At 64.4% G+C, this 26,898-nt stretch carries 28 protein-coding genes; 20 read left to right on the top strand and 8 right to left on the bottom strand.

Translation table 11 applies throughout. The features are described from left to right. The first annotated feature begins 64 nt into the window (after positions 1-64). Genes ACQY4G_RS14605 through ACQY4G_RS14615 form a run of 3 tightly spaced genes read left to right on the top strand, consistent with a single transcriptional unit; the run spans position 65 to position 2,944 of the window. Positions 65-1,966 (top strand): lytic transglycosylase domain-containing protein, encoded by a 1,902-nt coding sequence (locus ACQY4G_RS14605; protein WP_421991937.1) that lies wholly within the window; start codon positions 65-67, stop codon positions 1,964-1,966. A gap of 23 nt (positions 1,967-1,989) precedes the next feature. Next, positions 1,990-2,469: a GreA/GreB family elongation factor gene (locus ACQY4G_RS14610; RefSeq protein ID WP_421991939.1), complete on the top strand. Its 480-nt coding sequence runs from the start codon at positions 1,990-1,992 to the stop codon at positions 2,467-2,469. Next, complete coding sequence (locus ACQY4G_RS14615; protein WP_421991941.1) at positions 2,462-2,944, top strand: hypothetical protein; 483 nt, start codon at positions 2,462-2,464, stop codon at positions 2,942-2,944. Before ACQY4G_RS14610 ends, ACQY4G_RS14615 begins: the two co-directional genes overlap by 8 nt. Before the next feature lie 64 nt (positions 2,945-3,008). Here the strand turns inward: ACQY4G_RS14615 and ACQY4G_RS14620 are convergent, their stop codons facing one another. Beyond that, positions 3,009-3,674 carry an outer membrane protein gene (locus tag ACQY4G_RS14620; protein WP_421991943.1) on the bottom strand — a complete coding sequence of 222 codons (666 nt, stop codon included), beginning with the start codon at positions 3,672-3,674 and terminating at the stop codon, positions 3,009-3,011. Positions 3,675-3,967: 293 nt separating this feature from the next. Between ACQY4G_RS14620 and rlmN the strand changes: the two genes are divergently transcribed. The 9 genes from rlmN (at position 3,968) to ACQY4G_RS14665 (ending at position 10,480) form a co-directional block, all read left to right on the top strand. After that, positions 3,968-5,221 carry a 23S rRNA (adenine(2503)-C(2))-methyltransferase RlmN gene (rlmN, locus tag ACQY4G_RS14625; protein ID WP_421991945.1) on the top strand — a complete coding sequence of 418 codons (1,254 nt, stop codon included), beginning with the start codon at positions 3,968-3,970 and terminating at the stop codon, positions 5,219-5,221. Continuing rightward, entirely contained in the window at positions 5,218-6,207 is a 990-nt protein-coding gene (locus ACQY4G_RS14630; protein ID WP_421991947.1) for a septation protein IspZ, read from the top strand. Before rlmN ends, ACQY4G_RS14630 begins: the two co-directional genes overlap by 4 nt. Further along, positions 6,204-6,800 (top strand): class I SAM-dependent DNA methyltransferase, encoded by a 597-nt coding sequence (locus ACQY4G_RS14635; protein WP_421991949.1) that lies wholly within the window; start codon positions 6,204-6,206, stop codon positions 6,798-6,800. Before ACQY4G_RS14630 ends, ACQY4G_RS14635 begins: the two co-directional genes overlap by 4 nt. A gap of 55 nt (positions 6,801-6,855) precedes the next feature. After that, entirely contained in the window at positions 6,856-6,984 is a 129-nt protein-coding gene (locus ACQY4G_RS14640; RefSeq protein ID WP_421991951.1) for a hypothetical protein, read from the top strand. Continuing rightward, positions 6,981-7,628 carry an MOSC domain-containing protein gene (locus ACQY4G_RS14645; RefSeq protein WP_421991953.1) on the top strand — a complete coding sequence of 216 codons (648 nt, stop codon included), beginning with the start codon at positions 6,981-6,983 and terminating at the stop codon, positions 7,626-7,628. The genes ACQY4G_RS14640 and ACQY4G_RS14645 overlap by 4 nt, the downstream gene beginning before the upstream one ends. Positions 7,629-7,759: 131 nt before the next feature. Next, complete coding sequence (locus ACQY4G_RS14650) at positions 7,760-8,206, top strand: glycine zipper 2TM domain-containing protein (RefSeq protein ID WP_421991955.1); 447 nt, start codon at positions 7,760-7,762, stop codon at positions 8,204-8,206. A 104-nt stretch (positions 8,207-8,310) separates the two neighbouring features. Further along, positions 8,311-9,081, top strand: a complete 771-nt coding sequence (locus tag ACQY4G_RS14655; RefSeq protein WP_421991957.1) for an SDR family oxidoreductase — start codon at positions 8,311-8,313, stop codon at positions 9,079-9,081. After that, the gene (locus ACQY4G_RS14660) at positions 9,078-9,743 is read left to right on the top strand and encodes a cytochrome b/b6 domain-containing protein (RefSeq protein WP_421991959.1); all 666 of its coding nucleotides are present in this window, start codon (positions 9,078-9,080) and stop codon (positions 9,741-9,743) included. The genes ACQY4G_RS14655 and ACQY4G_RS14660 overlap by 4 nt, the downstream gene beginning before the upstream one ends. Next, entirely contained in the window at positions 9,740-10,480 is a 741-nt protein-coding gene (locus tag ACQY4G_RS14665) for a molybdopterin-dependent oxidoreductase (RefSeq protein WP_421991961.1), read from the top strand. The genes ACQY4G_RS14660 and ACQY4G_RS14665 overlap by 4 nt, the downstream gene beginning before the upstream one ends. Positions 10,481-10,545: 65 nt before the next feature. On the opposite strand, the gene ACQY4G_RS14670 is transcribed toward ACQY4G_RS14665, so the two are convergent. Beyond that, positions 10,546-10,983 carry a DUF1801 domain-containing protein gene (locus ACQY4G_RS14670; protein ID WP_421991963.1) on the bottom strand — a complete coding sequence of 146 codons (438 nt, stop codon included), beginning with the start codon at positions 10,981-10,983 and terminating at the stop codon, positions 10,546-10,548. 79 nt (positions 10,984-11,062) lie between these two features. On the opposite strand from ACQY4G_RS14670, the gene ACQY4G_RS14675 reads away from it, so the two are divergent. The 4 genes from ACQY4G_RS14675 to ACQY4G_RS14690 all read left to right on the top strand — a co-directional run bounded on the left by ACQY4G_RS14675 (position 11,063) and on the right by ACQY4G_RS14690 (position 16,375). Then, a complete protein-coding gene (locus ACQY4G_RS14675; protein WP_421991965.1) occupies positions 11,063-12,400 on the top strand; it encodes a class I SAM-dependent methyltransferase in 1,338 nt (445 codons plus the stop codon). Between the two features lie 12 nt (positions 12,401-12,412). Then, positions 12,413-13,660: a class I SAM-dependent methyltransferase gene (locus tag ACQY4G_RS14680; RefSeq protein WP_421991967.1), complete on the top strand. Its 1,248-nt coding sequence runs from the start codon at positions 12,413-12,415 to the stop codon at positions 13,658-13,660. A 65-nt stretch (positions 13,661-13,725) separates the two neighbouring features. Then, on the top strand, positions 13,726-14,955 hold the full coding sequence (locus ACQY4G_RS14685) for an argininosuccinate synthase (RefSeq protein ID WP_421991969.1): 1,230 nt from the start codon (positions 13,726-13,728) through the stop codon (positions 14,953-14,955). 946 nt (positions 14,956-15,901) lie between these two features. After that, positions 15,902-16,375: a septal ring lytic transglycosylase RlpA family protein gene (locus tag ACQY4G_RS14690; RefSeq protein ID WP_421991971.1), complete on the top strand. Its 474-nt coding sequence runs from the start codon at positions 15,902-15,904 to the stop codon at positions 16,373-16,375. A gap of 37 nt (positions 16,376-16,412) precedes the next feature. Here ACQY4G_RS14690 and ACQY4G_RS14695 read toward each other — a convergent pair whose 3' ends face one another. Together ACQY4G_RS14695 and ACQY4G_RS14700 are read right to left on the bottom strand one after the other, a co-directional pair. Beyond that, positions 16,413-17,045, bottom strand: a complete 633-nt coding sequence (locus ACQY4G_RS14695; protein ID WP_421991973.1) for a response regulator transcription factor — start codon at positions 17,043-17,045, stop codon at positions 16,413-16,415. Positions 17,046-17,186: 141 nt separating this feature from the next. Continuing rightward, a complete protein-coding gene (locus ACQY4G_RS14700) occupies positions 17,187-17,366 on the bottom strand; it encodes a hypothetical protein (RefSeq protein ID WP_421991975.1) in 180 nt (59 codons plus the stop codon). Here ACQY4G_RS14700 and ACQY4G_RS14705 point away from each other — a divergent pair. Both ACQY4G_RS14705 and ACQY4G_RS14710 read left to right on the top strand, forming a co-directional pair. Then, positions 17,365-18,069 (top strand): LuxR family transcriptional regulator, encoded by a 705-nt coding sequence (locus tag ACQY4G_RS14705; RefSeq protein WP_421991977.1) that lies wholly within the window; start codon positions 17,365-17,367, stop codon positions 18,067-18,069. The two genes, ACQY4G_RS14700 and ACQY4G_RS14705, sit on opposite strands and share 2 nt — an antisense overlap. Positions 18,070-18,106: 37 nt before the next feature. Further along, positions 18,107-18,736: a hypothetical protein gene (locus ACQY4G_RS14710; protein WP_421991979.1), complete on the top strand. Its 630-nt coding sequence runs from the start codon at positions 18,107-18,109 to the stop codon at positions 18,734-18,736. A 13-nt stretch (positions 18,737-18,749) separates the two neighbouring features. Here the strand turns inward: ACQY4G_RS14710 and ACQY4G_RS14715 are convergent, their stop codons facing one another. The 3 genes from ACQY4G_RS14715 to ACQY4G_RS14725 form a co-directional block, all read right to left on the bottom strand. Continuing rightward, complete coding sequence (locus ACQY4G_RS14715) at positions 18,750-19,202, bottom strand: CHRD domain-containing protein (protein ID WP_421991981.1); 453 nt, start codon at positions 19,200-19,202, stop codon at positions 18,750-18,752. Positions 19,203-19,287: 85 nt separating this feature from the next. Continuing rightward, complete coding sequence (locus ACQY4G_RS14720) at positions 19,288-20,406, bottom strand: hypothetical protein (protein WP_421991983.1); 1,119 nt, start codon at positions 20,404-20,406, stop codon at positions 19,288-19,290. Positions 20,407-21,180: 774 nt separating this feature from the next. Then, positions 21,181-21,507, bottom strand: a complete 327-nt coding sequence (locus tag ACQY4G_RS14725; RefSeq protein WP_421991985.1) for a hypothetical protein — start codon at positions 21,505-21,507, stop codon at positions 21,181-21,183. A 218-nt stretch (positions 21,508-21,725) separates the two neighbouring features. On the opposite strand from ACQY4G_RS14725, the gene ACQY4G_RS14730 reads away from it, so the two are divergent. Continuing rightward, complete coding sequence (locus ACQY4G_RS14730; protein ID WP_421991987.1) at positions 21,726-22,448, top strand: hypothetical protein; 723 nt, start codon at positions 21,726-21,728, stop codon at positions 22,446-22,448. After that, positions 22,448-23,332 (top strand): hypothetical protein, encoded by an 885-nt coding sequence (locus ACQY4G_RS14735; RefSeq protein ID WP_421991989.1) that lies wholly within the window; start codon positions 22,448-22,450, stop codon positions 23,330-23,332. The genes ACQY4G_RS14730 and ACQY4G_RS14735 overlap by 1 nt, the downstream gene beginning before the upstream one ends. Before the next feature lie 345 nt (positions 23,333-23,677). Here ACQY4G_RS14735 and uvrA read toward each other — a convergent pair whose 3' ends face one another. Next, complete coding sequence (uvrA, locus tag ACQY4G_RS14740; RefSeq protein ID WP_421991991.1) at positions 23,678-26,680, bottom strand: excinuclease ABC subunit UvrA; 3,003 nt, start codon at positions 26,678-26,680, stop codon at positions 23,678-23,680. Positions 26,681-26,898 lie beyond the last annotated feature (218 nt).

Raw genomic sequence — 26,898 nt, forward strand, 5'->3', positions numbered from 1 at the left:
TGATAAGGAGAGGCCGGCCACGATGTCCAGCATGGGTCGAAAAACAGTTCTCACGCTAGCACTTATGGCCGGTTCCGCACTGGCTTTCCCCGCTATGGCGCAGGCGCAGGATGGCGCGCGCAGCGAGATGGTTGCGCAGCAGCCCGGACGGATGGATCAGGCGGTGACGCAGTGGGAGTATCTCACCAGCCAGGATGAGCTCCCCTTCGCTCCCTATGCCAGCTTCCTGACGACCTATCCCGATTTTCCCAAGCAGCAATTGCTGCAGCGGCGCGCCGAAGCCGCGCTCGACCGCGATGCGCCCTCGCCGCAAGCGCTGGTCGCCTTCTTCGACCGCTATCCGCCGCTGACCAACAGCGCCAAGGCCCGCTACGCATTAGCGTTGGCTTCGCTCGACCGCCCCGAGGCCCTGGAAACGGCGCGCGCCGCCTGGCGTGGAGGCACGATGAGCGGCCCGGCCGAACTCTACATGCAGGGTCTGTTCGGCAGTCGCTTCGCCCCCGAAGATCACGATGCGCGCATGGACGCGCTGCTGTGGCAGGGCAATTACGAAGCCGCCTCGCGCCATATTTCGCGCGTGTCGCCTGCCTACCGCGCGATGGCGCAGGCGCGGCTCGCGCTGCTGCAGGGGAGCACGCCTTCGCAGGCCGGTCTGACCGTGCCCGCCGGTGCGATGAACGATGCGGGCTATGTCTACAATCTGACACGGCACTACCGCAATTCGGGCCAGCCCTATGAAGCGGTGAACCTGCTGTCGACGCGCGCCGCCTTTGCATCCCCCGCCTTCGACGGGACGCAATTCATCGGCGAAGCGCTGGCGGTGGCGAAGAGCGCCGGGGCGAGCCAGGCGGTCAGCATCGCCTCGAAGGTCGACGATATCTTCGCGCCCGGCACCGATATCTCGGACGGGTCCTTCACCCTGCGCGACACATATACCGACCTGATGTGGCTCGGCGGGACCAAGGCGCTGTGGTCGCTCGGCGACGGCGCGCAGGCCGCGCCGCTGTTCTATCGCTACGGCACCGCCGCCAAGACCCCGCTGACCCGCTCGAAGGGTTTTTACTGGGCCGGTCGCGCCGCGGCGCGCGCGGGCGACCGGGCCGAGGCCGAGCGTTATTGGGAAATGGCCGCCGAATTTCCCGACTGGTACTACGGCCAGCTCGCGCTCAGCGAACTCGGGCGACCGATGCCCAGCTTCGCCGCGGTGCCGCAGCCGAGCGACGCCGATCGCGCAGCCTTCGAAGCCGACCCGCTGACCGGCGCGCTGCGCGCGATCGCCCGCAACCGCCGCGACTGGCGGACCGAGCGCGCCTTCTTCGAAGCGATCGCCGACAAGGCCGACACGCCCGAGCAAATGGCGCTGGTCGGCCAGCTCGCACGCGAAACGGGCCTAGAGGAAATGGCCGTCGTGGCCGGTCTGGTCGCGGGCGAGCACGGTCTCGAGGGTTTCGAGCGGCTCGGCTATCCGACCGTGCCGACGCATGCCGGAGCCAACTGGACCATGGTCCATGCGATCGCGCGGCAGGAAAGCGAATTCGACCGTAACCGCGTCAGCCATGCCGGCGCGCGCGGGATGATGCAGCTGATGCCCGGCACCGCGCGCGAGGAAGCGGGCAAGATCGGCATCAACTACATGTCCGCCAGCCTGACCGAGAGCCCGAGCTACAACATCCGCCTGGGCGACGCGCATTTCGCGCGGCTGATGGACCGCTATGACGGCGCCTATCCGCTGGCGCTCGCCGCCTATAACGCAGGCCCCGGCCGGGTGAACCAATGGCTGCGGCTCAATGGCGATCCGCGGACCGGCGGCGTCGACTGGGTCACCTGGATCGAGCAGATCCCGGCGAATTTCGAGACGCGCTATTATGTCATGCGCGTGATCGGGAACGCGGTCAGCTATGCCAACATGCACCCGGACAAGTCGGCCGGGTACGAGCGCGATATCGCCAATTACCTGCGGCGCTGATTTGCGCTAAGGCCGCTGGCCTGATGCAAGGCAAGACCAATCCCGTAACGCCCGCCGGCTATGCCGCGATGAAGGCGCGCTACGACCATTTGCTCGGCACGGAGAGGCCCGAGATCGTCGAGATCGTCAGCTGGGCGGCGGGCAATGGCGACCGCAGCGAAAACGGCGACTATCTATACGGCCGCAAGCGCATGCGCGAGATCGACCGCGAACTGGCGCATCTGGCGCTGCGGATGAAGGCCGCGCGGGTGATCGATCCCGCCGCACAGCCTGACAAGACGCGCGCCTTCTTCGGCGCCACGGTCACACTCGCCGACGAGGACGACAACGAGAAAGTCGTGACGCTCGTCGGCGACGACGAACAGGATGCGAGCGCGGGCCGGATCGGCTGGTCCTCTCCCCTCGCCCGGGCGCTCAAGGGCGCAGCGATCGGGGATTTACGCAGCGTGCGGCTTCCCGGCGGGCTGAAGGAATGGGAAGTAATGGCAATTGCCTATGCGTAGGCTCGCCGCCCTGCTCCTGATCGGACTGGCCACCCCTTTGGCAGCCAAGGACAGCCTCGGGGTCTTTTCCGACTGGGGCGCCTTCCGCGATTCCTCGGTCCCACGCTGCTATGCCATTGCCATTCCCGCCCCCAGCCAGGCGAGCCGTGAGTTCGAACCCTTCGCCACGGTCGGCACCTGGCCGCGCCGCAATCTGCGCGGGCAGGTCCATTTCCGCCTGTCGCGCCAGCTGGCCGAGCGCGGGACCATCATCCTGACGGTCGGCGGCAAACGTTTCCGGCTGACCGGCGGCGGCGGCGATGCCTGGGCGCAGGATCGCACGATGGACGCGGCGATCGTTGCTGCGATGCGCTCGGCGGACCGGATGACCATTCGCGCGACCGACAGGCGCGGGCGGCGCTTCGCCAACAGCTATTCGCTCGCCGGGGCCGCGACCGCGATGGATGCCGCCACGCTCGCCTGCGCGCGGCGCTAAAACGCGACGGGCCGGAAAGCGCCCTCGCGCTCCCCGGCCCGCATCTTTGTGTTCGGCTTGACGCTTAGAAGCGCACGCCCACACCGGCCATCACCTGGTGACGGTCGAGGTCGACGTCGAAGCGGTCGCTGTCGGGCAGATCGCCGTCGAAATCGACTTCACCTTCGCTGTAGTTCGAATAGCGATATTCGAGATTGACGAAGGTGCGTGGGTTGATCGAATATTCGACGCCGGCACCGACACGGTAGCCGTCGAGGTCGAAGTTCTCGCGGAACTCAGTGGTGCCGTCGTTCGACAGGATGTTCAGCCGCGCGTTGGTGTAGCCGCCCTTGGCATAGATCAGCGCATCGGGCGCAACCTTGGCACCGACGCGTGCGCCGAGGAAGAGGTCGCGGCCCGCATCGACGCGGCCGAACCCGAAGCCTTCGAAATCGCCATCGGTGAATTCGGTCTTGGCGCTGGAATCGGTCAGCTCGGCCTCGAGACCGACGACGGCGCCGCCGAGGTCGAAATCGTAACCGGCCTGGACACCGTAGACCACGCCGTCGATCGACTGGTCGTTATTGTCGTTGCCGTCGTCGTCGACGCTGCTGCCCGCCTGCAGAGCGTCGTAACCGGCCACGCCCTGAATGCGGAAACCGTCGAAATTGCCGTCGGCATCCTGCGCCAAGGCAGGGGCCGAGATGGCAGCCATCGAACCGGCGACGAGGAGGGTGGAAATCTTATTCATGTGCGAACTCCGTTCTTGGTAACACGCAGCTTTGCGCTGCTTGGACCGGGAGAACGTCGCCCAGGTCGAAACAGTTTCATTAACCTCGCACAACAGGAAATTGTTGCAGATTGAACACATGCTGCGCGTTCGGCCGTGCATATCCATCGCCGGATTGTGCATCTGCGAAATGGCGAACATGGCGCCGGCGATTTGCGACGAATGGTGGGAACGCGAGTGCGCATGCCGAGTTGCGCGCGGTCCCGCGCACATGCTTTGCTTTCGCCGCATTAAGCCCTATATGCGCCGCTCCCATGGCCGATACGACACTCATGAGCATCCCCGGGCAGGTGGACCCGGTACCCGTCGCGCGTGACATCACGCCGCGCGAAGATGGCCGCGTGGACCTGATCGGTCTGCCCAAGGAGCGTATTCGCGAACTGTTGGCCGAGGCGGGTCTCGACGCGAAGCAGGCCAAGCTGCGCGCCAAGCAGGTGTTCCACTGGCTCTATCATCGCGGCGTCACCGATTTCGCGGCGATGACCGATATCGCCAAGACCATGCGTCCGTGGCTGGCCGAACGGTTCTTCATCGGCCGCCCCGACGTGGTCGAAGCCCAGCATTCGACCGACGGCACGCGAAAGTGGCTGCTCAAGACCTCCGACGGCCACGAATTCGAGATGGTCTTCATCCCCGATGCCGATCGCGGCACGCTCTGCGTGTCGAGCCAGGTCGGCTGCACGCTCAATTGCCGCTTCTGCCACACCGGCACCATGCGGCTTGTGCGTAACCTCACTCCGGGCGAAATCGTCGGCCAGGTCATGCTCGCGCGCGATGCGCTGGGCGAATGGCCCAAGGGCTCGATGGCGGGCCTCGATACGGAAGAGGACAGCGGGCGTTACACGTCCGACGGTCGCCTGCTCACCAATATCGTCATGATGGGTATGGGCGAACCGCTCTACAATTTCGACAACGTCAAGGGCGCGCTCAAGCTGGTGATGGACGGCGACGGTCTCGCCCTGTCGAAGCGTCGGATCACGCTGTCGACAAGCGGCGTCGTCCCGGCGATGGAACGCTGCGGCGAGGAAATCGGCGTGAACCTGGCGGTTTCGCTCCACGCCGTAACCAAGGAAATCCGTGACGAGATCGTCCCGCTGAACAAGAAGTACGGCATCGAGGAACTGCTCGAGGCCTGCGCCGCCTATCCCGGCGCCAGCAACGCCCGGCGGATCACGTTCGAATATGTGATGCTCAAGGACAAGAACGATACCGACGAGCATGCGCATGAACTCGTCCGGTTGCTCAAGAAGTACAAGCTGCCCGCCAAGGTTAACCTCATCCCCTTCAATCCCTGGCCGGGCGCGCCCTACGAATGCTCGACGCCCGAGCGGGTCAAGCGCTTTTCGGAAATCGTCTTCGAACACGGCATCAGCGCACCCGTGCGCACCCCGCGCGGCCGCGATATCGATGCCGCCTGCGGCCAGCTCAAGACTGCCGCCGAAAAGAAGAGCCGCGCGCAGCGGGATCGCGAAGCGGCGGAAGCCGCCGAGGCCGCGACCACCGTATGACCGAAGCGGCGGCGCGCGTCGGAAAGTGGGCATACCCGTACCGACGCCCGTTCACGCTGGGCCCGCATGCCTGCGAGGTGCTGATCCGTAGCGGGCTCGCCGGAAACGAAAGCACGCTCAGCGTCGACGGGAAAGTGGTCGCCGGCGATTTCACGCCCGCCGTCGGCGAAGAGGGCGCGCGCAATCATCGTCTCGAAACCACCCTGCCCGACGGACGCCGGCTGAGCGTCGAGGCCGGGTATATCAACTGGATTACCATCGCCATCGCCGCGCGGGTCGATGGCGAACTGGTCCATGAAAGCCATCCCGGCCGCACCATCGCAATGCCCGAAAGCGCGCGCAAGATGATGAGCGCTACCGGCAAGAGCGGCGATTACGATTCCGGCGTCTGGAAGCGCAACCGGATCCCGATCGGGGTCGATATCGCGCTCGGCCTGCTTTTTTTCATGGTAGCGAAACTGACCGACCTTACCACCGCCGCGCTGGTCGGCGCGGGCGTGGGTCTGGCGTTGCTGGTCGCCCAACGCCTCACGAAGATCGACCTGCTGGGCGGTCTTGCACTGTTCGGGATCGCGCTGTTGCTGCTGTCTGCGGGATTCGCGCTGGCGTTCCAGAGCGACGAGGCGGTGAAGTACCGCACCACCGCGATCGGGCTGGTCAGCGCCGCGCTGTTCTTCGCCGATGGCGCAATGGGCGGCAAACGCCTTTCCAAACGGCTGATGCGCTACCTGCCTTACACCGATATCGACCCGGTCCGCCTCGGCCTAGGCATGGGCGTTCTTGGCGCGGTCATGGCGCTGGCGAACCTGGTCGTCGCGCTATGGACTTCGACCGACACCTGGCTGTTCTATTCCACTTTCGCGGATTTCCCGGTCACCATGGTGCTGATCATCCTGGTGTTCCGCTATGCCCGCGGCGAGACGTGGCGCGAGCGGATGCCGCGCTATCGGCCCGCCGAAGCGCGCTGGCAAGCCGCAGACGAATGAGTACCGATCCGGCCACGATCGCATTCTACGAGGCGAACGCGCCGCGTTACACGCTGAGCTTTGGGCAAGCGCCGAGCCGCCACCTCGATCCCTTCCTCGACCGGCTCGAACCAGGGGCGCGCGTGCTGGAACTCGGCTGCGGCGGCGGGCGCGATGCGGCGCGTATCCTCGAACGGGGCTTCGATGGCGATGCGACCGACGGCACACCGGCGATGGTGCGCAAGGCGAACGAACGCTTCGAGGTCGGCGCTCGGCTCATGCTGTTCGGCGAGCTCGATGCGATCGAGGCCTACGATGCCGTCTGGGCCCATGCCAGCCTGCTGCACCTGCCGCGTGCCGACATGCCCGGCGTCTTGACCGCCATTCTTCGCGCGCTGCGGCCGGGAGGCTGGCACTTTGCCAATTTCAAGCTCGGCGATGGCGAGGGGCGCGACCTGCTCGGCCGGTTGCATAATTTCCCGAGCGACGAGTGGTTGCAGGACGCCTATCGCGCCGCCGGTTTCGCAATCGAGGAAAGGCAGATCTACGCGGGAGAGGCAGCGGACGGAACGCAGCGCGACTGGCTGGCGCTCACGATTCGCCGTCCCTGCTGAGGCCCGGAAGCCCCGCCCCCTTTCCTACACCAGGGCGATGTGCTGAAAGGCTCGCATGGCCCGCACCCATCACCTCGAACCCGCAGGAATCCGCCGCTTCGCGCCGACCGGCGTTTTTCCCGCCTGGACGGTGGTCCATGCGGTCCATGTCTCCCAATCCGTAGGATCGGGGTCTGCGCAATGAACGTGCGTGTCGAGACCCTGTGTGTCGGCCTGCCCAAACCGTTCAACGGCGCGGAATTGAGCGCCATCGACAAGCGGCCGGTCGAGGGGAAGGTCATGATCCGCAGCTTCGGCCTGGAAGGCGACATGGTCGCCGATACCAAGAACCACGGCGGCGTCGACATGGCGGTCCATCACTACCCGCACGATCACTATGCGGGCTGGGGCGAATGGCTCGGTGGCCATCCGCTGCTCTCGGGCCCCGCGGCATTCGGCGAGAACCTGATGGCCTCCGGCCTGACCGAAGAACAGGTGCGCATCGGCGATCGCTTTCGCCTGGGCGGCGCGCTGCTCGAAGTCAGCCAGCCGCGCCAGCCCTGCTGGAAGATCGAGCACCGTTTCGGCCGCAAGGGCATGGTTGCGCGGATCGTGAAGCAGCATGTCTGCGGCTGGTACTATCGCGTCGTCGAAGAAGGCGAAGCGCAGGCGGGCGATCCGCTCGAGCGGATCGAGGTGGGGCAAGACGGGTGGACCGTCTCCCGGCTGTTCGCCAAGCTCTACGATCCCGCGCACAAAGCGACGCGTGAAGAGCTGGAAGACATCGCCGGACTCGAAAGGCTGAGCGCGGAATGGCGAACGCGCATCCGCGGGAAGCTCGGGAAGTAGCGATTCGTCGCTCGGAGCGGTTCGGTTCACCGCGTTTTTCGCCGCACAACGCGCCGTTCATCCGAGGTTGTGGAGCCTCTCACGATTTTGCGAGTCATCGAAACACAAAGTTCGAAATGAGGAACGTATCGATGAAGAAGATCGCACTTGGTATCGCTGCAGGTTCGCTGGCCGCGCTGGCCACACCCGCCGCGGCTGTCGAACTCCCCGCTCCGGCCGCCCATTCCTACGCCATCGCCGACATGACCGCGTCCTATGACGATGATGACGACTACGACGACGATGATCGCCGCTGGCATCGCGGCCGCGATCACGACCGGGTCTACGACCGTCACGGTCGCTACTACGAGCCGCGCCGGATCAGCCGCCGCGACCGCATGTGGCGCGGGCGTGACGGGCGCTATTACTGCCGCCGCGACAATGGCACGACCGGGCTGGTAATCGGCGCAGGCGTCGGCGCGCTGGCCGGTCACGAGATCGCCGGGCGCGGCGATCGCACGCTGGGTGCGATTCTCGGCGGCGCGGTGGGCGCGCTGGTCGGCCGCGAGATCGATCGCGGTAGCCTGAAGTGCCGCTAACGCTTTGAAGCAACCCTCGGGTTGCAAATGCAGCGCGCCGTCACCTTCCCCTCGGGTGGCGGCGCGCCTTCCCTTTGCGCGTCATGGCGCTATGTTCGCGGCCAATGACCGACAGCAAGCCAGCGGTGCTCGTAACGGGAGGCGCAAAGCGTATCGGCGCGGCGGTCGCCCGTGCTTTCGGCGAGGCAGGATGGCATGTGGTCGTCCATTACGGCTCCTCGCGCGGTGAGGCCGAAGCACTGGCTGAGCAGCTTCCCTCGGCGGAGGCAGTGCAGTGCGATCTCGAAGATGGCGATGCGGCAGTCGCGATGGTCGAGGCGCTGGCCGAGCGGCTGGCGGACTGGCGAGCCCTCATCAACTGCGCGGCGGTCTTCGACAATGACGCTGTAACCGCACTCGACCCGCCGACGAATGCCCGGACCATGCAGATCAACGCGCGAAGCCCCGCCCGCATGGCCCAGGCCTATCTCGCCCATGCGAAGGCGAGCGGCGGACGGCGCGTGATCCACTTCACCGACCAGAAGCTTGCGAACCCCAACCCGGACTTCTTCAGCTACACGATGAGCAAGCACGCTCTGGCAGCGACCGTGCCGATGCTGGCGATGGGCGCGGCCCGCCCAGAAGACCGGGTCTATGCGCTCGCACCCGGCGCCATCCTCGCCAGCCACGACCAGACCGAAGGGGAAACCGAGGTCTCGCATCGCATGAACCTGCTCGGCCGCAAGACCGGCCCCGAGGAGGTCGCCGATGCAGCGCTCTTCCTCGCGCAGGGCCGTCTCGCCAGCGGGCAGACGCTTTATGTCGACAGCGGCCAGCACCTCCTCTCCCAGCCGCGCGACGTGATCTATCTCGCGCGCGAGCGAGCCGGGGCATGACGCGCCACGCGCTCAGCACGCGGCTGTGGCACTGGCTCAACCTCGTCTGTGTGGTGGTGCTGTTCATGTCCGGGCTGACGATCTCCAACGCGCATCGCCGGCTCTATTGGGGCGATTGGGGCTTTGCCGCCGAACAGGCCTGGCTCACCGTGCCGCGCTTTCCCGACTGGATGACGATCCCCGGCTATTACAGCCTCGCCGTGGCGCGCGACTGGCATATCCTCATGGCCTGGCCTTTCGCACTGGGCCTGCTGTTCATGTGGATCGTCATGCTCGCCAACCGCCACTTCAAACGCGACATCGCCACCAGCCGCAAGGAATGGAAGGCAGACGCGATCCGGCATGACATCGTCCAGCACCTGAAGCTCGACTTCGACCACGAAGGCGGCAAGTACAATTTCCTGCAAAAGCTCGCCTATGGCCTTGTGCTGGGCGTGTTCCTGCCGATGATGGTCTTCACAGGCATCGCCATCAGCCCGGGCATGGAGCCGACATTCGGCTGGCTGGTCGAACTGCTGGGCGGGCGGCAATCGGCGCGCAGCCTGCACTTCATCTTCGCCTTCGCCATTGCGGCCTTCTTCGTGGTGCATGTGGTGCTGGTGATGCTCGCCGGACCGATCCGCCAGATTCGCGACATGATCACCGGTGGGCGCGAACCATGAAGCGCAGGAATTTCCTCGTCGCCGCAGGCGCCGCCTTCGTCGCGGGCTGCAACAGGATCGCCGAAACCGACGCGGGCAAGTCGCTCCTCGGCGCGGCGGAGAAGTGGCACGAGGGCGCACACCGGCTGCTGACCGATCGGGAGGCGCTCGCCCCCGAATATCCGCGCAGCGCGATCTCGCCCTATTTCCGCGGCAATGGCTCCGTCGACCCGCAGAACGGCGACTACCCGCGCCATGCAGAGGAAGGCTTCGCCAACTGGCGGCTCGAGGTGCGCGGCGTGGTCGAGAATCCGCTCAGCCTCAGCCTCGAGAATATCCGCAAGCTGCCCCAGCGCAGCCAGGTCACGCGCCACGATTGCGTCGAAGGTTGGAGCGCGATCGGCGAATGGACCGGGCCGCAGCTCTCGCTCCTGCTCGACGCCGCGGCCCTGCGCGAAGAGGCGAAGTTCATCGTCTTCCGCTGCGCCGACAATCTCAACGGGCAGGACTATTACGAGAGCGTCGACCTGATCGATGCCTATCACCCGCAGACCATCGTCGCGCACAGCCTCAATGGCGAGCCGCTGCCCATCCGCAACGGCGCGCCGCTGAGGATGCGGATCGAGCGGCAATTGGGCTACAAGCACGCCAAATACCTCACCGCGATCGAGGCGGTCGCCACCCTCGACGAGATCGGCAAAGGCCAGGGCGGCTATTGGGAGGACCGCGCCGGGTACCAGTGGTATGCGGGGATCTGAATCCTCACGCAGGCGGTCAGCTCGGCGCTGATGGGCTGAGGCCCCTGCCTTCGCAGGGGTTCGACCTAGTCTGGATAGCGCCGCTTCATCCCTTCCCAGTCGTTACGCACCAGCGCTTCGAGAACCTCAATATCCACGTCGGCCAGCTTGTTGACGTAGAGGCAGCTCTTGCCGGTCTTGTACTTGCCCAGCTTCGCCAACAATTCGTCGCGGCGTTTGCCCGTCGCCTCGTCGCAATAGCCGCCCATCAGATAGAGCGAGTGCTTCGCCTTGCGCGGGCTGAAGCCGGTCCGCATCCAATGCACCTCGCGCCCGCTGGCATAGGTGGTGCGGTAGCTGCCGTAGCCGATGATGCTCGGCCCCCACATCTTCGGCTCCTCGCCCGTAACCCGGCGAAACAGAGCGTCGAGCACCTCGGCTTCATTGCGTTTGCGCTCGGGTTCGACCGCGGCGATGAATTCGGCCGGATCGACATCGGTAACCTGGGTCTTCGCTTCGGCCATCGTCCTCTCCACTCTGCGATTGACAGGCTAGCGCCGCGCACGCAGTCTGTCAGCAACTGGCTATGGGGTGGAGAAACACATGTATTTGCTCGACAAGTTCCTGAGCAAGGCGATCCAGCATGGCCGACTGACCGTCACCAACCACGACGGGAAAGAGTATTGCTACGGTCCCGGTGGTGCAGACTATCCGCCCGAAGTCGGCGGCAGGCCGGGTCCCATCCGGATCAGGCTCACCCACCGCAAGGCCGCGCATCATATCGTGCGCTATCCGCAGCTCGGCGCGGGCGAGGCGTTCATGTGGGGCTGGCTCGAAGTCGAAGAGCCACACGATATCCGCGACATGGTGCTGTTCGTGACCATGAACGCCAAGCGGCTGGGCGATGGCGCGCTCAAGCCCAAGGGGCGGCTGCAAACCGCGCTGCAGCGCGCAGTGGCGAAGCTCGACGGGATCAATCTGCGCGGCAGCGCGCGCAAGAATGCCGAGCACACCTACAATCTGACCCGCGAGCTCTACGAGCGCTTCCTCGACGAGGACCGGCAATACACCATGGCCTATTACCGCGAGGCCGACCCGGCGGCGACCTCGCTCGAACAGGCGCAGATGGACAAGAAGGCGCATCTCGCCGCCAAGCTCTGCCTCAAGCGGCCCGAGGACAATGGCGGCAAGCCGATGCAGGTGCTCGATATCGGCTGCGGCTGGGGCGGCTTCGCGCTCTATCTCCACCAGATGTACGATTGCGAGGTGACCGGCGTCGCGCTCGCACCCGACCAGATCGCCTTCTGCAAGGAACGCGCGAAAGCGGCGGGCGTCGAGGACAAGGTCAAATTCGCGCTGATGGATTACCGCGACGTCGAGGGCGAGTTCGACCGCATCTCGAGCGTCGGCCTGCTCGAACATGTCGGCACGATCCACTATCCGCAATTCTACGAACACGCCCATAGGCTGCTCAAGCCCGACGGGGTGATGATCAGCCATTGCTGCGGCCGCGCCGGCCCGCCCGGCTTCACCGACGCCTGGACGCGCAAATACATCTTCCCCGGCGGCTACATCCCCGCGCTGAGCGAGCTGGTGACGCAGAGCGAGAAGTTCGGCTGGCAGGTGATGGATGTCGAGGCGATGCGGTTCCATTACTGCTGGACGCTCAAGGAATGGTACGAGCGCACCGTCATGCACCGCGAGGAAATCACCGCGATGTATGACGAGCAGTTCTACCGCATGTGGCTGTTCTACCTCGCCGGCGCCGAACAGAGCTTCCGCAACGGCACGCTGGTCAACTGGCAGCTGCAATATGTGAAAGACCGCGCCGCGATCCCGATGACCCGCGAGTACATCCACGAGGAAAGCGCGCGGCTGCGCGAGCTGGGCGAGGTGCCGGAATGGCGGTTCGATCCGGCTCTGCGGGAGGCGGCGGAGTAAACGCGCGAGCCCATGTCGAAACGCCTCCTCGGAAAGTTCCTCGAGCGGATCGTCTCGCGCGGTCGGATCGAGGTCGTCTTTGCCGATGGCGATACGGCAGCTTTCGGCGCGCCGGCCCCCGGTTTTCCCGAGATCGCGATCCGGCTGACCGACGCCAGGGTCCCGCGCGACATTCTGCTCGACCCGCGGCTCGGCGCGGCCGAGGCGTTCATGGATGGCCGCCTGCGCATCGAGCGCGGCGATGTGATGCAGCTGGTCGAACTGCTGCGCGCCAATGCGCCGTGGGATCGTGGCGGGTCGATCGGCGGCCCGAGCAGGTTGCGGCGGCTGCGCAACCGGATCGGCTTCGCGCGCGAGGCGGTCAACAATGCGATCGGGGCGCGGCGCAATGTCGCGCATCACTACGATATCGGCAATGATTTCTACCGCTTGATGCTCGACGCCGAGCATATGCAATATAGCTGCGCCTACTGGCCGCGCGACGACATGAGCCTCGCCGAAGCACAGGAAGCCAAGCTCGCCCATATCGCCGCCAAGCTGGCACTCGAGCCGGGCCAGCGCGTGCTCGATATCGGCTGCGGTTGGGGCGGGATGGCGATCTTCCTCGCGCTCCGCGCAGGCGTGACCGTCCACGGGATCACGTTGAGCGAGGAACAGCTCGCGCTCGCCCGCGAGCGCGCCGAAGCGGCCGGGGTCGCCGACAAGGTCAGTTTCGAACTGGTCGATTATCGCGAGCTGCCCGGCCGCGATACGCGCTACGACCGGATCGTATCGGTCGGCATGTTCGAACATGTCGGCCGGCCACAATTCGAGACCTTCTTTCGCAGCTGCGCCAACCTGATGGCGGACGACGGGGTGATGCTGCTGCACACGATCGGGCGGATCGGCACGCCGGGCACGACCGACGCCTTCACCCGCAAATACATCTTCCCCGGCGGCTATATCCCGGCGCTGAGCGAAACGCTTGCCGCGAGCGAGAAATACCGCCTGATCGCGAGCGATATCGAGATGCTGCGGCTGCATTATGCGCGGACGCTGCGGGCATGGTACGCCAACTGCCTCGCCCATCGCGAGGCAATCGTGGCGATGCATGACGAACGCTTCTTCCGGATGTGGACCTTCTACCTCGCCGGCGCGACCGCGGCTTTCGAGCATGGCGGGATGTGCAATTACCAGATCCAATTCACTCGCAGCCGCCACGCGCTACCAATCACGCGCGGCTATATCGAGGCTAGCGAGGCTTCGCTGCTGGAAAGCTGATCACCGTTGCGAGCCGGCGGTCCGGCTGATAGCGGGCGCGGCAATCCAGAGCGGAGTTGAATGCGGTGCCAGAGATCAAAGCCCCCGAGATCAAGAAGGTCGTCCTCGCCTATTCGGGCGGTCTCGATACCAGCGTCATCGCCAAGTGGCTCGAGGTGGAACGCGGGCTGGAAGTGGTCACCTTCACCGCCGATCTGGGCCAGGGCGAGGAAATCGAACCCGCGCGCGAAAAGGCGCGGGCGATGGGCATTCCCGACAAGCACATCTTCATCGAGGATTTGCGCGAGGAATTCGTGCGCGATTTCGTCTTCCCGATGATGCGCGCCAACGCGCGGTACGAGGGCGATTACCTGCTCGGCACCAGCATCGCCCGCCCGCTGATCTCCAAGCGCCTCGTCGAGATCGCGCACGAGACCGGCGCGGACGCCATCGCGCACGGCGCGACCGGCAAGGGCAACGACCAGGTGCGTTTTGAACTGTCGGCCTATGCGCTCGATCCGGATATCAAGGTCATCGCCCCGTGGCGCGATTGGGACCTGACAAGCCGCACCGCACTGATCGCCTGGGCCGAGGCGCACCAGATCGCCGTGCCCAAGGACAAGCGCGGCGAGAGCCCCTTCTCCACCGATGCGAATCTGCTGCACACCTCGTCCGAGGGCAAGGTACTTGAGGATCCGTGGGAGGAGACGCCCGACTATGTCTACTCGCGTACCGACCATCCCGAGGATGCGCCCGACACGCCCGAATACATCACCATCGAATTCGAGAAGGGCGACGGCGTTGGGCTGGATGGCGAGGCGATGAGCCCCGCAACGCTGCTGACCGCTCTCAACGAGCTGGGTCGCAAGCACGGCATCGGCCGCCTCGACCTGGTCGAGAACCGCTTTGTCGGCATGAAGAGCCGCGGCATGTACGAGACCCCCGGCGGCGAGATCTATGCCCGCGCCCATCGCGGGATCGAGCAGATCACGCTCGATCGCGGCGCGGCGCACCTCAAGGACGAGCTGATGCCGCGCTATGCCGAGCTGGTGTATAACGGGCTGTGGTTCAGTCCCGAGCGCGAGATGCTGCAGGCGGCGGTGGACCTCAGCCAGGAGAAGGTCAGCGGCACCGTCCGGCTCAAGCTCTACAAGGGCAACGCGATGGTCGTGGGCCGCAGGTCGGCAAACTCGCTCTATTCGGAAGCTCATGTCACTTTCGAGGACGATGCCGGCGCCTACGACCAGAAGGACGCCGAAGGCTTCATCAAGCTCAATGCCCTGCGCCTGCGGTTACTCGCGAAGCGCGACCGTTAGTTGCGCTGCGGTATCGTCGTGCAGTGCAATATTGCGCTGCTCGCGCGACAGCTATTTCAAATTTGCGACGAGCAGTTGAGTTATCCACTCCCCTCCACAACGGATTCGGAGGAAAGTGGAAAACTCGAGCCTTGCGCGCTTGCCGAATCGCCCGATCCAGAGCAGCTTCAACTCATCGGAACGGCGAGGAGTTTCCACCGGATTGATGGCTTAACGGCCTAAAATCACGGAGAACTTCCAGACCGGAAAGACATGGAGGATGCTGTCCATGTGTCTCCCGAGAACTGTTTGATGAAGACTTCGGTCGGAAGCAAGCAGGTCGATGACGGAACACAGCGTACGTCTTTCATGGATCGGGCCAACCAGGCTCGGATGCCGAGGAGGCATTGTTTGGAGAAGGTCTTCGGACCGGATCGACGATGTCGCCGCTCGAGGCTCCGGCCACCAAAGGAAGGTTCGATCGCGGAGCCGCCCGTCGAAGGTCGGTCGGGAAGGGAAGCGAAGGTCTTCGGATCAGGCGCACCTTGCCGGGCAGGCTGGAGGGTGGAGCCGGATGCCGGTGCGAGCGCCGGTGACAGAACCTTCAAGCGGCGTCTTCGGACGCAGCCGAAGGGAAAACATCGGATGCCAAGTTCCCGCTTTCGGGCAGGACCACGCATCGGTGAGAGTGGGGTCGGCAGCGATGCCGGCCCCATTTGCTGTGGGCCCGCGCTCCCTGCTTTTTGCGATCAGACCTACAGCTTGCGGTGGCTCGGTCGAAGACCCTCCAGATATTGCCCATCGGCCGAAACTCGTTCCCGAAGCGCGACGAACTGTGGCAGGAATGGGGCAAGCACCGCCCGAACTGGGGACTTCGCTGTGTGGCTCCGGTATAAACGCCCGAACCCAACGGGAGGTTCGTTTCATGGTCACTAGCGCGTTTCGCGGCCTATGCTTGCTCGCGGCCTTGGCACTGCCCGCCACCGCGGCTCAGCCAGAAGACCGAGCGCGCACGTCCCCGCCCCAGACCAGTTTCGAGGCAAGCTTCGCGCGGTTCGAAGCCCTGCCGCCCGCGCCCGAACCCGCAGGCCATGTGGTCGACCTCGCCACGATCGATGCGCCAGTAGAGATGCCGCCCGTGGCGACCCCGATCGGACGCGGCGTAGCATCCTATTACGGTAAGCGTTTTCACGGTCGGCGCACCGCCAATGGCGAGCGGTTCGATATGCATGCGATGACCGCCGCGCACCGCACACTGCCCTTCGGCACTCTGGTGGAGGTGACCAATCCAGGCAATGGCAAGACGGTGACCGTGCGCATTAACGACCGCGGCCCCTTTGCGCATGGCCGGACGATCGACCTGAGCCGCGCCGCCGCGTCGGAAATCGGCCTGATTCGCCGCGGCCACGGCATGGTCGAACTGGCCGTTCTCGATCAGTAGTGGGCCCGCAGCCCCAGCCGAAAACGGGTCCGCCTGCCTAGAACGCCAATTCGCGCTGCTCGATTTCGGTGGTGTCCGTGTCGAACTGTGCCTCGACCGATAGCCGCACCGCGGCGGCCACATTGCGCACGCCCAGCTTGGTCAGCACGTTGGCCCGGTGCAGTTCGACCGTGCGCGGGCTGATCCCCAATGTGCGGGCGACTTCCTTGCTCGAGAACCCCTCGCAAACGCCGGTCAGCACTTCGCGCTCGCGCGGGGAAAGCTGGCCGATGCGCTGCTTTGCGCGCGCCTGTTCGATCGTCGAGGTCGATTTCTGCCACTTGCGCGCCATGATGTTGGTGAGCGTACGCTGCAGCCGCTCGTCCGGCGTCGGCCATTCCAGATAGCCGGCAGCGCCGCCGCTCAGCACGTCCATGATGTGCGAGATCCCGGCCTGCTTCGAATAAGCGACCAGCGGGTAGAAGCGGTTCGCCTCGCGCATGTCGCGCTGCGTCCGCGACAGCTGCAGCCCCTCGTCATGCACCAGCAACCAGGCCTCCTCGGGCCAGCGCCCCCCCAGCTCCTCCAGCGTATCCGCCGGTATGACATAGCCCATCTTGCCTAGCGCCAGCGTCAGCTCGTGGCGGCTTTTGTAATCGCTATCGACAACGATGAACGTAGATTCGTGCATGACCGTGCGACCCCCATGTCCTGTCAAGTGCTCTGGCCGAGGTTGATCCCGTTTTCCCCAGCCATAGGTCGAATCAGTATTATTACGGGGGTGGTAGCCCTAGTCATGCAGATGAACGTCGTCCGGTCGGATGTCATCTGTTTAGACGAAACGCCACGTCCAATCGCGACGGGAACTGACGCGATGCGGTGCCCGATTACCGGCATTCGTGCTTTCCACAGCGCTGCGGGCATCGAAATGTTGCGCGTAGTTCAGATGAATGACATTCGAACGGACCGAGGTTTGTTGTGTCCAGGTAAGCAGATGGGGATCGAATTCCATGGATGACAGCCGGGCCATCAGGCAGATTGCCGGGGCGATGACCAAGGATGAGGTCTTTACCATCGCCCGCGCCTTCTATCGTACTCATGGCTTCAATGCGCTGAGCTACCTCAAGCCCTCGCGCATCCATCCCGGACAGGCCGATGTCGTGAGCTTCGGCTTTCCCGACGCCTGGATCGAACGCTACAATGACGGACTCAACCTGCTCGACCCCTTTCCCGCGCTGGTCGCGCGCGCCGGACGACCGGTCCGCCTGAGCAGTCTGTCGGCGGACAAGTCGCTGAGCGCCGAGCAGATCTACTTCATCGAACAGGCGCGCGAGCACGGGGTGACCGACGGCTATGCCTTTCCCACCTTCGGGCCGCGCCAGCAATTGGCGGCCTTCGGCATCAACCAGGTCGATCACGAGGACCGGGTGGACCATGCCGACGTGCCGATCCTCCATGCCATCGCGCAAGCCGCGCATCTGCGGATCGACCAGCTCGAGGCGGAAGAGCTCGAGCGCCCGCGCCTGGCCCCGCGCGAGGTGTTGGTCCTCCACTGGATCGCGCAGGGCAAGAGCAATGAGGAGATCGCCATGATCCTCGGCAGCAAGCGGCCGACGATCGCCACGCATATCAAGCGCATCTTCACCAAGCTCGACGTCTCGGACCGCGCTTCGGCGGCGGTCAAGGGGCTCAAGTTCGGGATCATCAACATCTGACGGTGGAGACACCCGCGCGGGGCTGGAGGGGCATGGGATGAGCGAGTTCAGTATCACCTTCGAGCTCTTCCTGCTGCTGCTCGGCCTGGCGATGGCCGAGGGGCTGGCGGGCTTCGCACGCGCCTTCAAGCTGCGCAGCCGCATCCGCCACGGCCGTGGCACCTCGGCCGGAGAAGCCGACCGCGAGCAGATCCGCATCGGCTGGCTCGTCCCGCTCGCCGCGCTCGTCGTGCTGTGCCACCAGTCGACCTTCTGGCTGTTCCTCTACGACGTGCGCGGCAACGTGCCGCTCAACTTCCTCTCGGTCCTCGCGCTGCTCGCGCTGATCGGCTGGTACTACCTGATCAGCGCGATGCTGTGGCCCGACGCGCCCGAGGCCTGGCCCGAGTTCGACGCCTATTACATGGCGCACCGTCGCTTCGTCTGGTTCGGCGTGATCGGCATCGGGCTGATCGCCCAACTTGGCCGCACGGTCTATTCGGTGGAGTCCGAGCTGCGCGATCCGGCGTGGATGTACACGCTCGCGGACTGGTCGGACACCTTCGGCACGCTGGCCCTGCTCGCGCTGCCCTTCGTGAGCCACGCGCGCTGGGCACTGGGCCTGCTCGTGCTGATCCTCGCCCACTTCGCGGTAAGCGCCGCGGTGTCGCCGTGGATCCCCTTCTGACCCGTGGCGCGCGCTACCCCGACAATTGCCCGCGCAGCGCGCCATCGGGCAGCGCGCTTGTGTGGATATCGGCGTAGTAGTCCTCCGGATCGGCGGCGATCCTGCGCAGCAGCGCGGGATCCAGCGTCACGCACACTTCGTCGTCCGGCGCCATTTCCAGCGTCGCCACCACCGGCCCGTTCCGGCCCTCGCGGCCCTCGTGGATATGCGCGGCGTCGATGCCCTCCAGCCCCGAGGCTTCGAGATAGTAGCACATCCGGCCCGCGCCCGGCTCGATCAGCGCGTTGATGGCGCCGCTGGCCTCTTCCCCCGCGCCCTTGCCGACGACGTATTCGCCATAGAGATTGGCGCCGACCACCGCGCTGTCGTCCTGCGCCGCCACCGGCGATGCGCAGGCCAGGGCGAGGCCGCCCAGCAGCGCCGCAGCCCGCGCCATGCGCGCCCCATGCATGCCTGTGCGTTTCATCCTGCAGTCCCTTCATCCCGCGGGGACCGCGACGAACCGGGCGAAGCGCCGTTCGCGGCGGCCTCAGCAGACCGGCAGGATACGCCTATTCGCCCGATTTTGGAACCGCGAGCCCGCGCCAGGGCGCGCCCGGCCGGTCCGCACCGTCCATTTCATCATGCCACTCCTCCGCGACCCACATGCCGTCCGCATCGCGCGTGTGCAGCACCCAGTCCTCGCCATAGCGCCACCAGTCCTCGTCCTCCGCCTCGAAGGCCGCCATCTGGCATTCCTCGATCTCCGCCGGATCGCCGGTCAGCTCGGCGTAGGAGGGCGCATCGTCGGGCCGTTCTTCCTCCATGGCGAGCAGGCGCGAGACCGCCGGGTAATGCGGGCAAGCGCGGCACTCGGGCCAGGAGGGGTGCTCGCAGCACGGCCCCGATCCGTCGACATTGGGCATCGGCTCCCATCCCTGCGGCCCGCGCCGCCAGTGCCGCTCGCCTCGGTCGAAGCCGTGCACCGCGCCCGGACAGTCGCAGCGCGGTTCGGCCTGCGGATCGGCCTGCGCGGCGGCGTCCGGCTCGCCAGACATGGACCGGGTGTTACACCGTCCAGGCGAAGAATTATCACCGCCCCGATCCGCCCCTACCCGATCCCCTGCGAAGGCAGGGGCCTCAGGCCGTGAAGCACAAGAGCCCGAGGTCCCCGCCTCCGCCTGCCCCGGACCACGATCCGGGGCGGGGACACCTTCCACTTCCACATCGATCGCCTCCCCCTGGCGCATGCGGCGCAGCAGGCCGTCGAAATCCTCCGCCAGCGCCTCGATCCGCATATCGCTGCGCATCCGGTCGAGCCGCGCGAGATGGGCGAGCAGCAGCCGGTCGGAAAAGCGCTTGCGATGGCCGACGAGGTCGCCGTGATACCACACCTCCTCCTCGACGCCGTTCATCGCGTAATCCGCCAGCTTCGCCTCGGCCGCGCCACGCGCGACCACCAGCGCCGCATCCCACGCGCGCCCGAAGGCGGCCGAATTGCGCCGCGCGCGATAGCAGGTCTGGTGCGACACCTTCACCCGCCGCGCCGCCGCGCGCACGGAGCCGGTGGTCGCGAGCGCCTCGAGAAAGGCGATCTGCCGCTCGAGCACGAATTGCGTCTGCGGCGCGCGCGGGTCCTCGGCGAAGAGATCGGCGTGGAGGACGATGGGGTGATTGGCCATGTCGGTCATTGGGTTCACCTTGCATGTGAGGAAGGGAACCGGTTCATCTATAGAGTGGTGGGCGTGTAGGACAGGATTACCGCTCCAACACGTCAGTCCGGACCCGATCCGGGGGCGGATTGCTGCGCTCACAGGTACTGGCCGAGAGTAAGCACCGGCCCCGGATCAGGTCCGGGGCGACGGGAGAGAGGGGCGCCGCCGTTCTTCCGCCCAGTGTCCGGATGTGGAGGCGAAAACGGGAATGCCGCGCGGCGCCAGCGGGAAACTCGGAAACCTCCCCTCCTTGCGTCACCCCGGACTTGATCCGGGGCCAGGCTGCTACGATCCCAAGGGCCTGGGGCAAGCAAGCCCCGCCCCGGCCTTGCGACCGATCCGACTGTGAAGGAACGACACCTAGCCGTCCCACGGTGCGGCGTAGGCCCCGGCGTGCCGTCAGCCGCGACGGCGCATGCGGCGCGCGAGCAATTCGCCCAGCAACGCGGCGAACGCGAGCGTGCCGAGCACGGCGAGGAAAACGATAAGCCACGCGGACATGATGGCACTCCGTTGCACGAGGCGGGAGCAATGCCGAAGCTTCTCTCGGTCGCCGGAAAGCCAGAAATACGGCCGACGATGCGCGGGACTTAGCAGTTCCGGCGATCGTGCGCGTTATCAATTGATGCAGTGCCGAGGGGTGCGGCGAGCGCGCGGACGAGACACCCGCACGCCCCTCCCCGCGCGCACCGGCACCGGGCGCCCCGATCCCCCGCAGTCCCATCCCGATCCCCCGCGCAGGCGGGGGTCTCAATCGGAACGACGCCGCGCGCGGTAGCAGGTCTGGTGCGAAACCCGCGCCGCCCCGTGCACCGATCCGGTAACCGCCAGCGCCTCGAGAAACGCCACCTGCCGCTCGGCCACGAACTGCGTCTGCGGAGCGCGGTCGTCGTCCTCCTCGACGAGGAAATTGGCGTGGAGAACAATGGGGTGGATGGCGGGAGTGCTGGGGTCTGTGCAGAGGTTCGCCTTGCTTGAGAGGAAGGGAACCGGGTTAGTTAAATCGTGGGGGGCGTGTAGGACAGGATTCGAATGTCGCCTTGTCCGCCGGCGCAATTCCTGTATGCGCTGACGCAATTTTAAACATCAGTTTCTCAAACTTGGGGAGTTCAGCTCGCTCTTGAGTTTATGACGGACACAACCGCGGTTGTCGTTTCCGACGCTCTGCAAGATTCATACGAATCCCTAGAAGCGCAAAGGCATCAAATGATAGCTAGAGAATGAACACGCAGCTGGGATAGCCAAGGTTACGAAAAGCTGTATGACGAAGCCAAGCACTTGCGAGATTTTGAACCATGAACGCACACCAACCAGACACCGGAGCTCCAAGTTTGCAAGCGGATGAGCTGGTTGCAAAGATAAGTGCCTACGTTCTGGAATTTTTCCGTAAGAGGGGAAAAGCCGTTTATCTATCGGCCATCGGTCAGTGGTTGTCGAGCGAAGAGATCGATTTCAGGTCAGTTGTCGGAGAGCAAGGGTTAGCGGGATTTTTGCAAGAGGCGGCGTCCGAAAAACTTAAAGTCATCAGTCATCCAGAAGACACAAAAATTCTCGCAGTGTTGCCCGCCGAAGAAGCAGACAACACTGGCGCTTGGCCGGAACCTTCAACTCCGAAGCACCATGCGCGGCGGCGCCCGCGTATCGAGGGAAAAATCTGGGAAGCATTCAATGCCGAACTGTCGGACGGCGAGACACGCTGGCTTGCACTTCAGCCAACTCATGATTGGCAAGACAATAGTTCCGGCAAGCCTTCCGGGAATTACTTAGAGATTGAGCGTAGGTTCATTTATCCGCATGCGACAATTTCCGGGTCTCGAGTGGATGCGGTATATGAGCTGATCAGCGAATGGTGCAAATTACATAACGTAAATGTTGTCGACCTATTTCATGTCCCATCGGGAGAAGGTCGAGGAAGCGCCCTATCTTTATTGCTTTCCGTTCTAGACACGCCTGATTTGTCACGAATTTCGATGCCGCTTGATGTGGTTGCGAAGCTCCAACGACATAGCGTCAGATAATGAACCTTCTCTTTGGCGTTGCCGGAGCTCCACGAGATGCGCAGTCGCGGCTAGACCGCTCAATCCGTCAAATTGCTGGAGAGAACGGCGACCTGTTCGTTCATCCAATGGATTCGGGTGGCTATGATGAGAAATATTGCACTAGCTTCCTAAACCGGTTTGAGAAGCCGTTAGCGAATGATCATCACAACCGATTAAAACGCACCGCTTTTGTGGCTCTCATTATTGAACGTCCCAACATAGATATCGTGTGCAAATTCGTTTCCCCCGCTTTGTTCGCCCGGCGGGTAGAATGGAATTTTACGCACGGTTCCGCGACTATTTCTGGGAAGTCAGTCAACGAACTGGTAAAACGTCTTCGGGCTGCAGCCAACGAAGCGCGCACTTGGGTTACTCAGCTTGGACGAAATCTGGCACAGAACGATAACAGGACGCCTCTTCTTCTTCCCTACCGCAATTTCCGTTCATCAATCTTACAGCCTAGCTTAGATCGCTTCCAGAAGATGAGCTGCGGCGATGAGGATGATGCGCAACTTCAAATTGACTCTGCATGTGGTATGATCGAATCCAGTCACCCACGTAAGTCAGAGCGAGGAAAGAGGTCATACTTCGTAGATGATACTGGCCTGCAGTTCCATCCGCCTGGCTCAGCCCGTCACGGCTTTTCGCGACCGAATTTTAAAAACCACGAAGTTGGCTGCCTCCTAAATGGGAGGCGTAGGCTCGGCTTCCCTTACGATCCTGCGTTTCACTACGATTGCACGTTTGGGAGAAATCAAGTTCGAGCAAATCTGTGCACTTGCCATGAAGATTTCGCCGGGCGGAAGGGCAATCCGCACCTGAATGTGGCTCCGAACGATTTTCTTAGAGGCCTCAAAAAGTAACGGTCGGGACTAGCCCGACCGTTACCAAAAGAAATTCTTATTTGTTGCTCGTCACAGAGAGAAAAATATCTCCCTAACATGCCCTTGGGAAGGCCGGCCATCAGAGGGGGGTCCGGCCGGACCAGCCCTCATGATTTAGACGACCTACCGAGTTGATGCGCTTCCGCAACACGACCGCACATCAACTTACGGCTTGGTGCTTTCCTAGTTTCCTATGAAACGCGGTCGGCACACATGGGACGTATGCAACGTTTCCGCTGCATTTGTTGATATATGATTGACGATCCGCAGAATGCAAGGGAAATCCGCAGATAATGCGGATTTTTGGGATACCAGTCCGATTACCTACTCCGCAGCCTCCCGCTGCCGCTCCAGCATCGGCTTGAGGTACTGGCCCGTATAGCTCTCCGCCACCTCCGCAACCTCCTCAGGCGTGCCCTCCGCAACAACCTCCCCGCCCCGCACGCCGCCGCCGGGGCCGAGGTCGAGAATGTGGTCGGCGGTCTTGATAACGTCGAGATTGTGCTCGATCACCACCACAGAGTTCCCCTGCTCCACCAGCCGGTGGAGCACTTCGAGGAGCTTGCGGACGTCCTCGAAGTGGAGGCCCGTGGTGGGCTCGTCGAGGATGTAGAGTGTCTGGCCGGTGCTGCGCTTGCTGAGTTCCTTGGCCAGCTTCACACGCTGCGCCTCGCCGCCTGACAGCGTGGTCGCCTGCTGGCCGACCTGGACGTAGCCCAGCCCCACCTCGTTCAGCATGTGCATCTTGTCGCGGATCGGGGGGACGGCCTTGAAGAAACCTTCCGCATCCTCGATCGTCATGTCGAGCACGTCGGCGATTGAGTGGCCCTTGAACTTCACCTCCAGCGTTTCGCGATTGTAGCGCTTGCCGCCGCATTCCTCGCAGGTGACGTAGACGTCGGGCAGGAAGTGCATCTCGATCTTGATCAGCCCGTCGCCCTGGCACGCCTCGCAGCGGCCGCCCTTGACGTTGAAGCTGAAGCGGCCCGGCTTGTAGCCGCGCGCCTGCGCTTCGGGGAGGCCGGCGAACCAGTCGCGGATCTGGGTGAAGGCGCCGGTATAGGTCGCCGGGTTGGAGCGCGGGGTGCGGCCGATAGGTGACTGGTCGATCTCGATCACCTTGTCGCAATACTCGAGGCCGGTGACCTTCTCGTGCGCGCCGGCGACCACGCGCGCGCCGTTCAGCTGGCGAGCGGCGGAGGCGTAGAGCGTATCGATGGTGAAGGACGACTTGCCCGAGCCCGAGACGCCGGTGATGCAGGTGAAGGTGCCGAGCGGGATCGAGGCGGTGACGTCGCGGAGATTGTTCGCCCGCGCGCCGTGGACGGTGAGCTGATGCCCGTTGCCTGTGCGCCGTTCGGCCGGGACGGCGATTTCGCGGCGGCCGGTGAGGTAGTCGGCGGTGAGCGACTTCTTGGACTTTAGCACCTGCTTGAGCGTGCCCTGCGCCACCACTTCGCCACCGTGGACGCCCGCGCCGGGGCCGAGGTCGACCACATGGTCGGCGGCGCGGATCGCGTCCTCGTCATGCTCGACCACGATCACCGTATTGCCCAGATCGCGCAGGCGCTTGAGCGTTTCGAGCAGCCGGTCGTTGTCGCGCTGGTGGAGGCCGATGCTCGGCTCGTCGAGCACGTAGAGCACGCCCGAGAGGCCCGAGCCGATCTGCGAGGCGAGGCGGATGCGCTGGCTCTCGCCGCCCGACAGCGTACCCGAAGTACGGTCGAGGTTGAGATAGTCGAGCCCGACATTGTCGAGGAAGCCCAGCCGCTCGTTGATTTCCTTGAGGATGGCCTTGGCGATCTGGCCCTGCGTTTCGGTCAGCTGATCGGGCAGCGCGAGGAACCAGGCATTCGCATCGGCGACGCTCATCTTGGTGGGGGTGGCGATGTCGGTGGCGTCGTCGCCCTGGCCGATCTTCACCGCCAGCGCCTTCTCGTTGAGCCGCTTGCCATGGCAGGTTTCGCATGGCTGCGCGGTCTGGAACTTGCTCAGCTCCTCGCGCATCCACGCGCTCTCGGTCTGCAGCATGCGGCGGTTGAGATTGCCGATCACGCCCTCGAACGGCTTCTTGACCGTATATTCCTTGCGCCCGTCCTTGAAGGTGAGCGGGATCGCGCGGCCCTTGGTGCCGTAGAGGATGATGTCGCGGATCTCGCGATCGAAATCCTCCCACGGGGTCTCGAGGCTGAACTCGTATTCGCGCGCAAGGCTGGCGAGCACCTGCATGTAATAGGGGCTCGGCGGATTGCTCTTCGCCCAGGGCATCACTGCGCCCTTCTTCAAGGACAGCGCCTCGTTGGGGACGACCAGCTGCGGGTCGAACAGCTGCTTCTCGCCGATCCCGTCGCAGGTTGGGCAGGCCCCCTGCGGCGCGTTGAACGAGAACAGCCGCGGCTCGACTTCCTCGATCGTGAAGCCGGAGACGGGGCAGGAGAACCGCTCGGAGAAGACGATGCGGTTGGCGGGAATGCCCGCGCCCTTCATCTTGCCGCCATCTTCGGCAGGTGTCCCTGCGGAGGCAGGGACCTCATTCGGGGTCGCGCCGGAACCGCCTGAGGCCCCTGCCTTCGCTGGGGCTTGTGCCATGACCTCCGCCACCGTCCCGTCCGCCAGGTCGACAAAGGCCAGCCCATCGGCGAGCTTGAGCGCGGTTTCGAAACTGTCGGCGAGGCGCGTTTCGAGGCCCTCCTTCACCGCCAGCCGGTCGACCACCACCTCGATGTCGTGCTTGAACTTCTTGTCGAGCGCGGGCGCTTCCTCGATCGGGTACATCTCGCCATCGATCCGCACGCGGGTGAAACCGGCTTTCTGCCATTCGGCCAGTTCCTTGCGGTATTCGCCCTTGCGCCCGCGCACCACGGGCGCGAGCAGGTAGAGCCGCGTGCCTTCGGGCAAAGCCATCACGCGGTCGACCATGTTGGAGACGGTCTGCGCTTCGATCGGCAGGCCGGTGGCGGGCGAATAGGGCACCCCCACCCTCGCCCACAGCAGGCGCATGTAGTCGTAGATCTCGGTCACCGTCGCCACGGTCGAGCGCGGGTTGCGGCTCGTCGTCTTCTGCTCGATCGAGATGGCGGGGCTGAGCCCGTCGATATGCTCGACATCGGGCTTTTGCATCATCTCGAGAAACTGCCGCGCATAGGCGCTCAGGCTTTCGACATAGCGCCGCTGCCCTTCGGCATAGATGGTGTCGAAGGCGAGGCTCGACTTGCCCGAGCCCGAAAGGCCCGTGATCACGATCAGCGCGTCGCGCGGCAGGTCGATATCGACCCCCTTGAGATTATGCTCGCGGGCGCCGCGGACGGAGATCTTGGTGAGAGCCATGGGGGAGCGATGTTCCTAAATTGTTCACATAAGTCAAGACACGTTCCGTATCGGAATTTCGAACGAAGGGAGGCCGAAGACCGGGCCGATACGGAAGGCGACAGCAGTCGCCGCGGCGCGCGACCCCAGACTTAGGAACATATCGCGATATTGCGAGGTCTTGTCGCGCATCGGCCAGCAAGCAAAGGCGGGACAGGATCACGCACGAAGCCGGCAAA

It is taken from the genome of Qipengyuania sp. (genome assembly GCF_965277845.1).
In the GTDB taxonomy this organism is placed as follows: domain Bacteria; phylum Pseudomonadota; class Alphaproteobacteria; order Sphingomonadales; family Sphingomonadaceae; genus Qipengyuania.

Bases quoted from the DNA above. Each gene is read 5' to 3' on its own strand.
- ACQY4G_RS14680 (WP_421991967.1), top strand. From the start codon at position 12,413: ATGTCGAAACGCCTCCTCGGAAAGTTCCTCGAGCGGATCGTCTCGCGC.
- ACQY4G_RS14665 (WP_421991961.1), top strand. From the start codon at position 9,740: ATGAAGCGCAGGAATTTCCTCGTCGCCGCAGGCGCCGCCTTCGTCGCG.
- rlmN (WP_421991945.1), top strand. From the start codon at position 3,968: ATGGCCGATACGACACTCATGAGCATCCCCGGGCAGGTGGACCCGGTA.
- ACQY4G_RS14700 (WP_421991975.1), bottom strand. From the start codon at position 17,366: ATGGAATTCGATCCCCATCTGCTTACCTGGACACAACAAACCTCGGTC.
- ACQY4G_RS14620 (WP_421991943.1), bottom strand. From the start codon at position 3,674: ATGAATAAGATTTCCACCCTCCTCGTCGCCGGTTCGATGGCTGCCATC.
- ACQY4G_RS14705 (WP_421991977.1), top strand. From the start codon at position 17,365: ATGGATGACAGCCGGGCCATCAGGCAGATTGCCGGGGCGATGACCAAG.
- ACQY4G_RS14635 (WP_421991949.1), top strand. From the start codon at position 6,204: ATGAGTACCGATCCGGCCACGATCGCATTCTACGAGGCGAACGCGCCG.
- ACQY4G_RS14670 (WP_421991963.1), bottom strand. From the start codon at position 10,983: ATGGCCGAAGCGAAGACCCAGGTTACCGATGTCGATCCGGCCGAATTC.
- uvrA (WP_421991991.1), bottom strand. From the start codon at position 26,680: ATGGCTCTCACCAAGATCTCCGTCCGCGGCGCCCGCGAGCATAATCTC.
- ACQY4G_RS14610 (WP_421991939.1), top strand. From the start codon at position 1,990: ATGCAAGGCAAGACCAATCCCGTAACGCCCGCCGGCTATGCCGCGATG.
- ACQY4G_RS14630 (WP_421991947.1), top strand. From the start codon at position 5,218: ATGACCGAAGCGGCGGCGCGCGTCGGAAAGTGGGCATACCCGTACCGA.
- ACQY4G_RS14605 (WP_421991937.1), top strand. From the start codon at position 65: ATGGCCGGTTCCGCACTGGCTTTCCCCGCTATGGCGCAGGCGCAGGAT.
- ACQY4G_RS14650 (WP_421991955.1), top strand. From the start codon at position 7,760: ATGAAGAAGATCGCACTTGGTATCGCTGCAGGTTCGCTGGCCGCGCTG.
- ACQY4G_RS14710 (WP_421991979.1), top strand. From the start codon at position 18,107: ATGAGCGAGTTCAGTATCACCTTCGAGCTCTTCCTGCTGCTGCTCGGC.
- ACQY4G_RS14735 (WP_421991989.1), top strand. From the start codon at position 22,448: ATGAACCTTCTCTTTGGCGTTGCCGGAGCTCCACGAGATGCGCAGTCG.
- ACQY4G_RS14675 (WP_421991965.1), top strand. From the start codon at position 11,063: ATGTATTTGCTCGACAAGTTCCTGAGCAAGGCGATCCAGCATGGCCGA.
- ACQY4G_RS14720 (WP_421991983.1), bottom strand. From the start codon at position 20,406: ATGACCGACATGGCCAATCACCCCATCGTCCTCCACGCCGATCTCTTC.
- ACQY4G_RS14730 (WP_421991987.1), top strand. From the start codon at position 21,726: ATGAACGCACACCAACCAGACACCGGAGCTCCAAGTTTGCAAGCGGAT.
- ACQY4G_RS14695 (WP_421991973.1), bottom strand. From the start codon at position 17,045: ATGCACGAATCTACGTTCATCGTTGTCGATAGCGATTACAAAAGCCGC.
- ACQY4G_RS14645 (WP_421991953.1), top strand. From the start codon at position 6,981: ATGAACGTGCGTGTCGAGACCCTGTGTGTCGGCCTGCCCAAACCGTTC.
- ACQY4G_RS14615 (WP_421991941.1), top strand. From the start codon at position 2,462: ATGCGTAGGCTCGCCGCCCTGCTCCTGATCGGACTGGCCACCCCTTTG.
- ACQY4G_RS14640 (WP_421991951.1), top strand. From the start codon at position 6,856: ATGGCCCGCACCCATCACCTCGAACCCGCAGGAATCCGCCGCTTCGCG.
- ACQY4G_RS14660 (WP_421991959.1), top strand. From the start codon at position 9,078: ATGACGCGCCACGCGCTCAGCACGCGGCTGTGGCACTGGCTCAACCTC.
- ACQY4G_RS14655 (WP_421991957.1), top strand. From the start codon at position 8,311: ATGACCGACAGCAAGCCAGCGGTGCTCGTAACGGGAGGCGCAAAGCGT.
- ACQY4G_RS14715 (WP_421991981.1), bottom strand. From the start codon at position 19,202: ATGAAACGCACAGGCATGCATGGGGCGCGCATGGCGCGGGCTGCGGCG.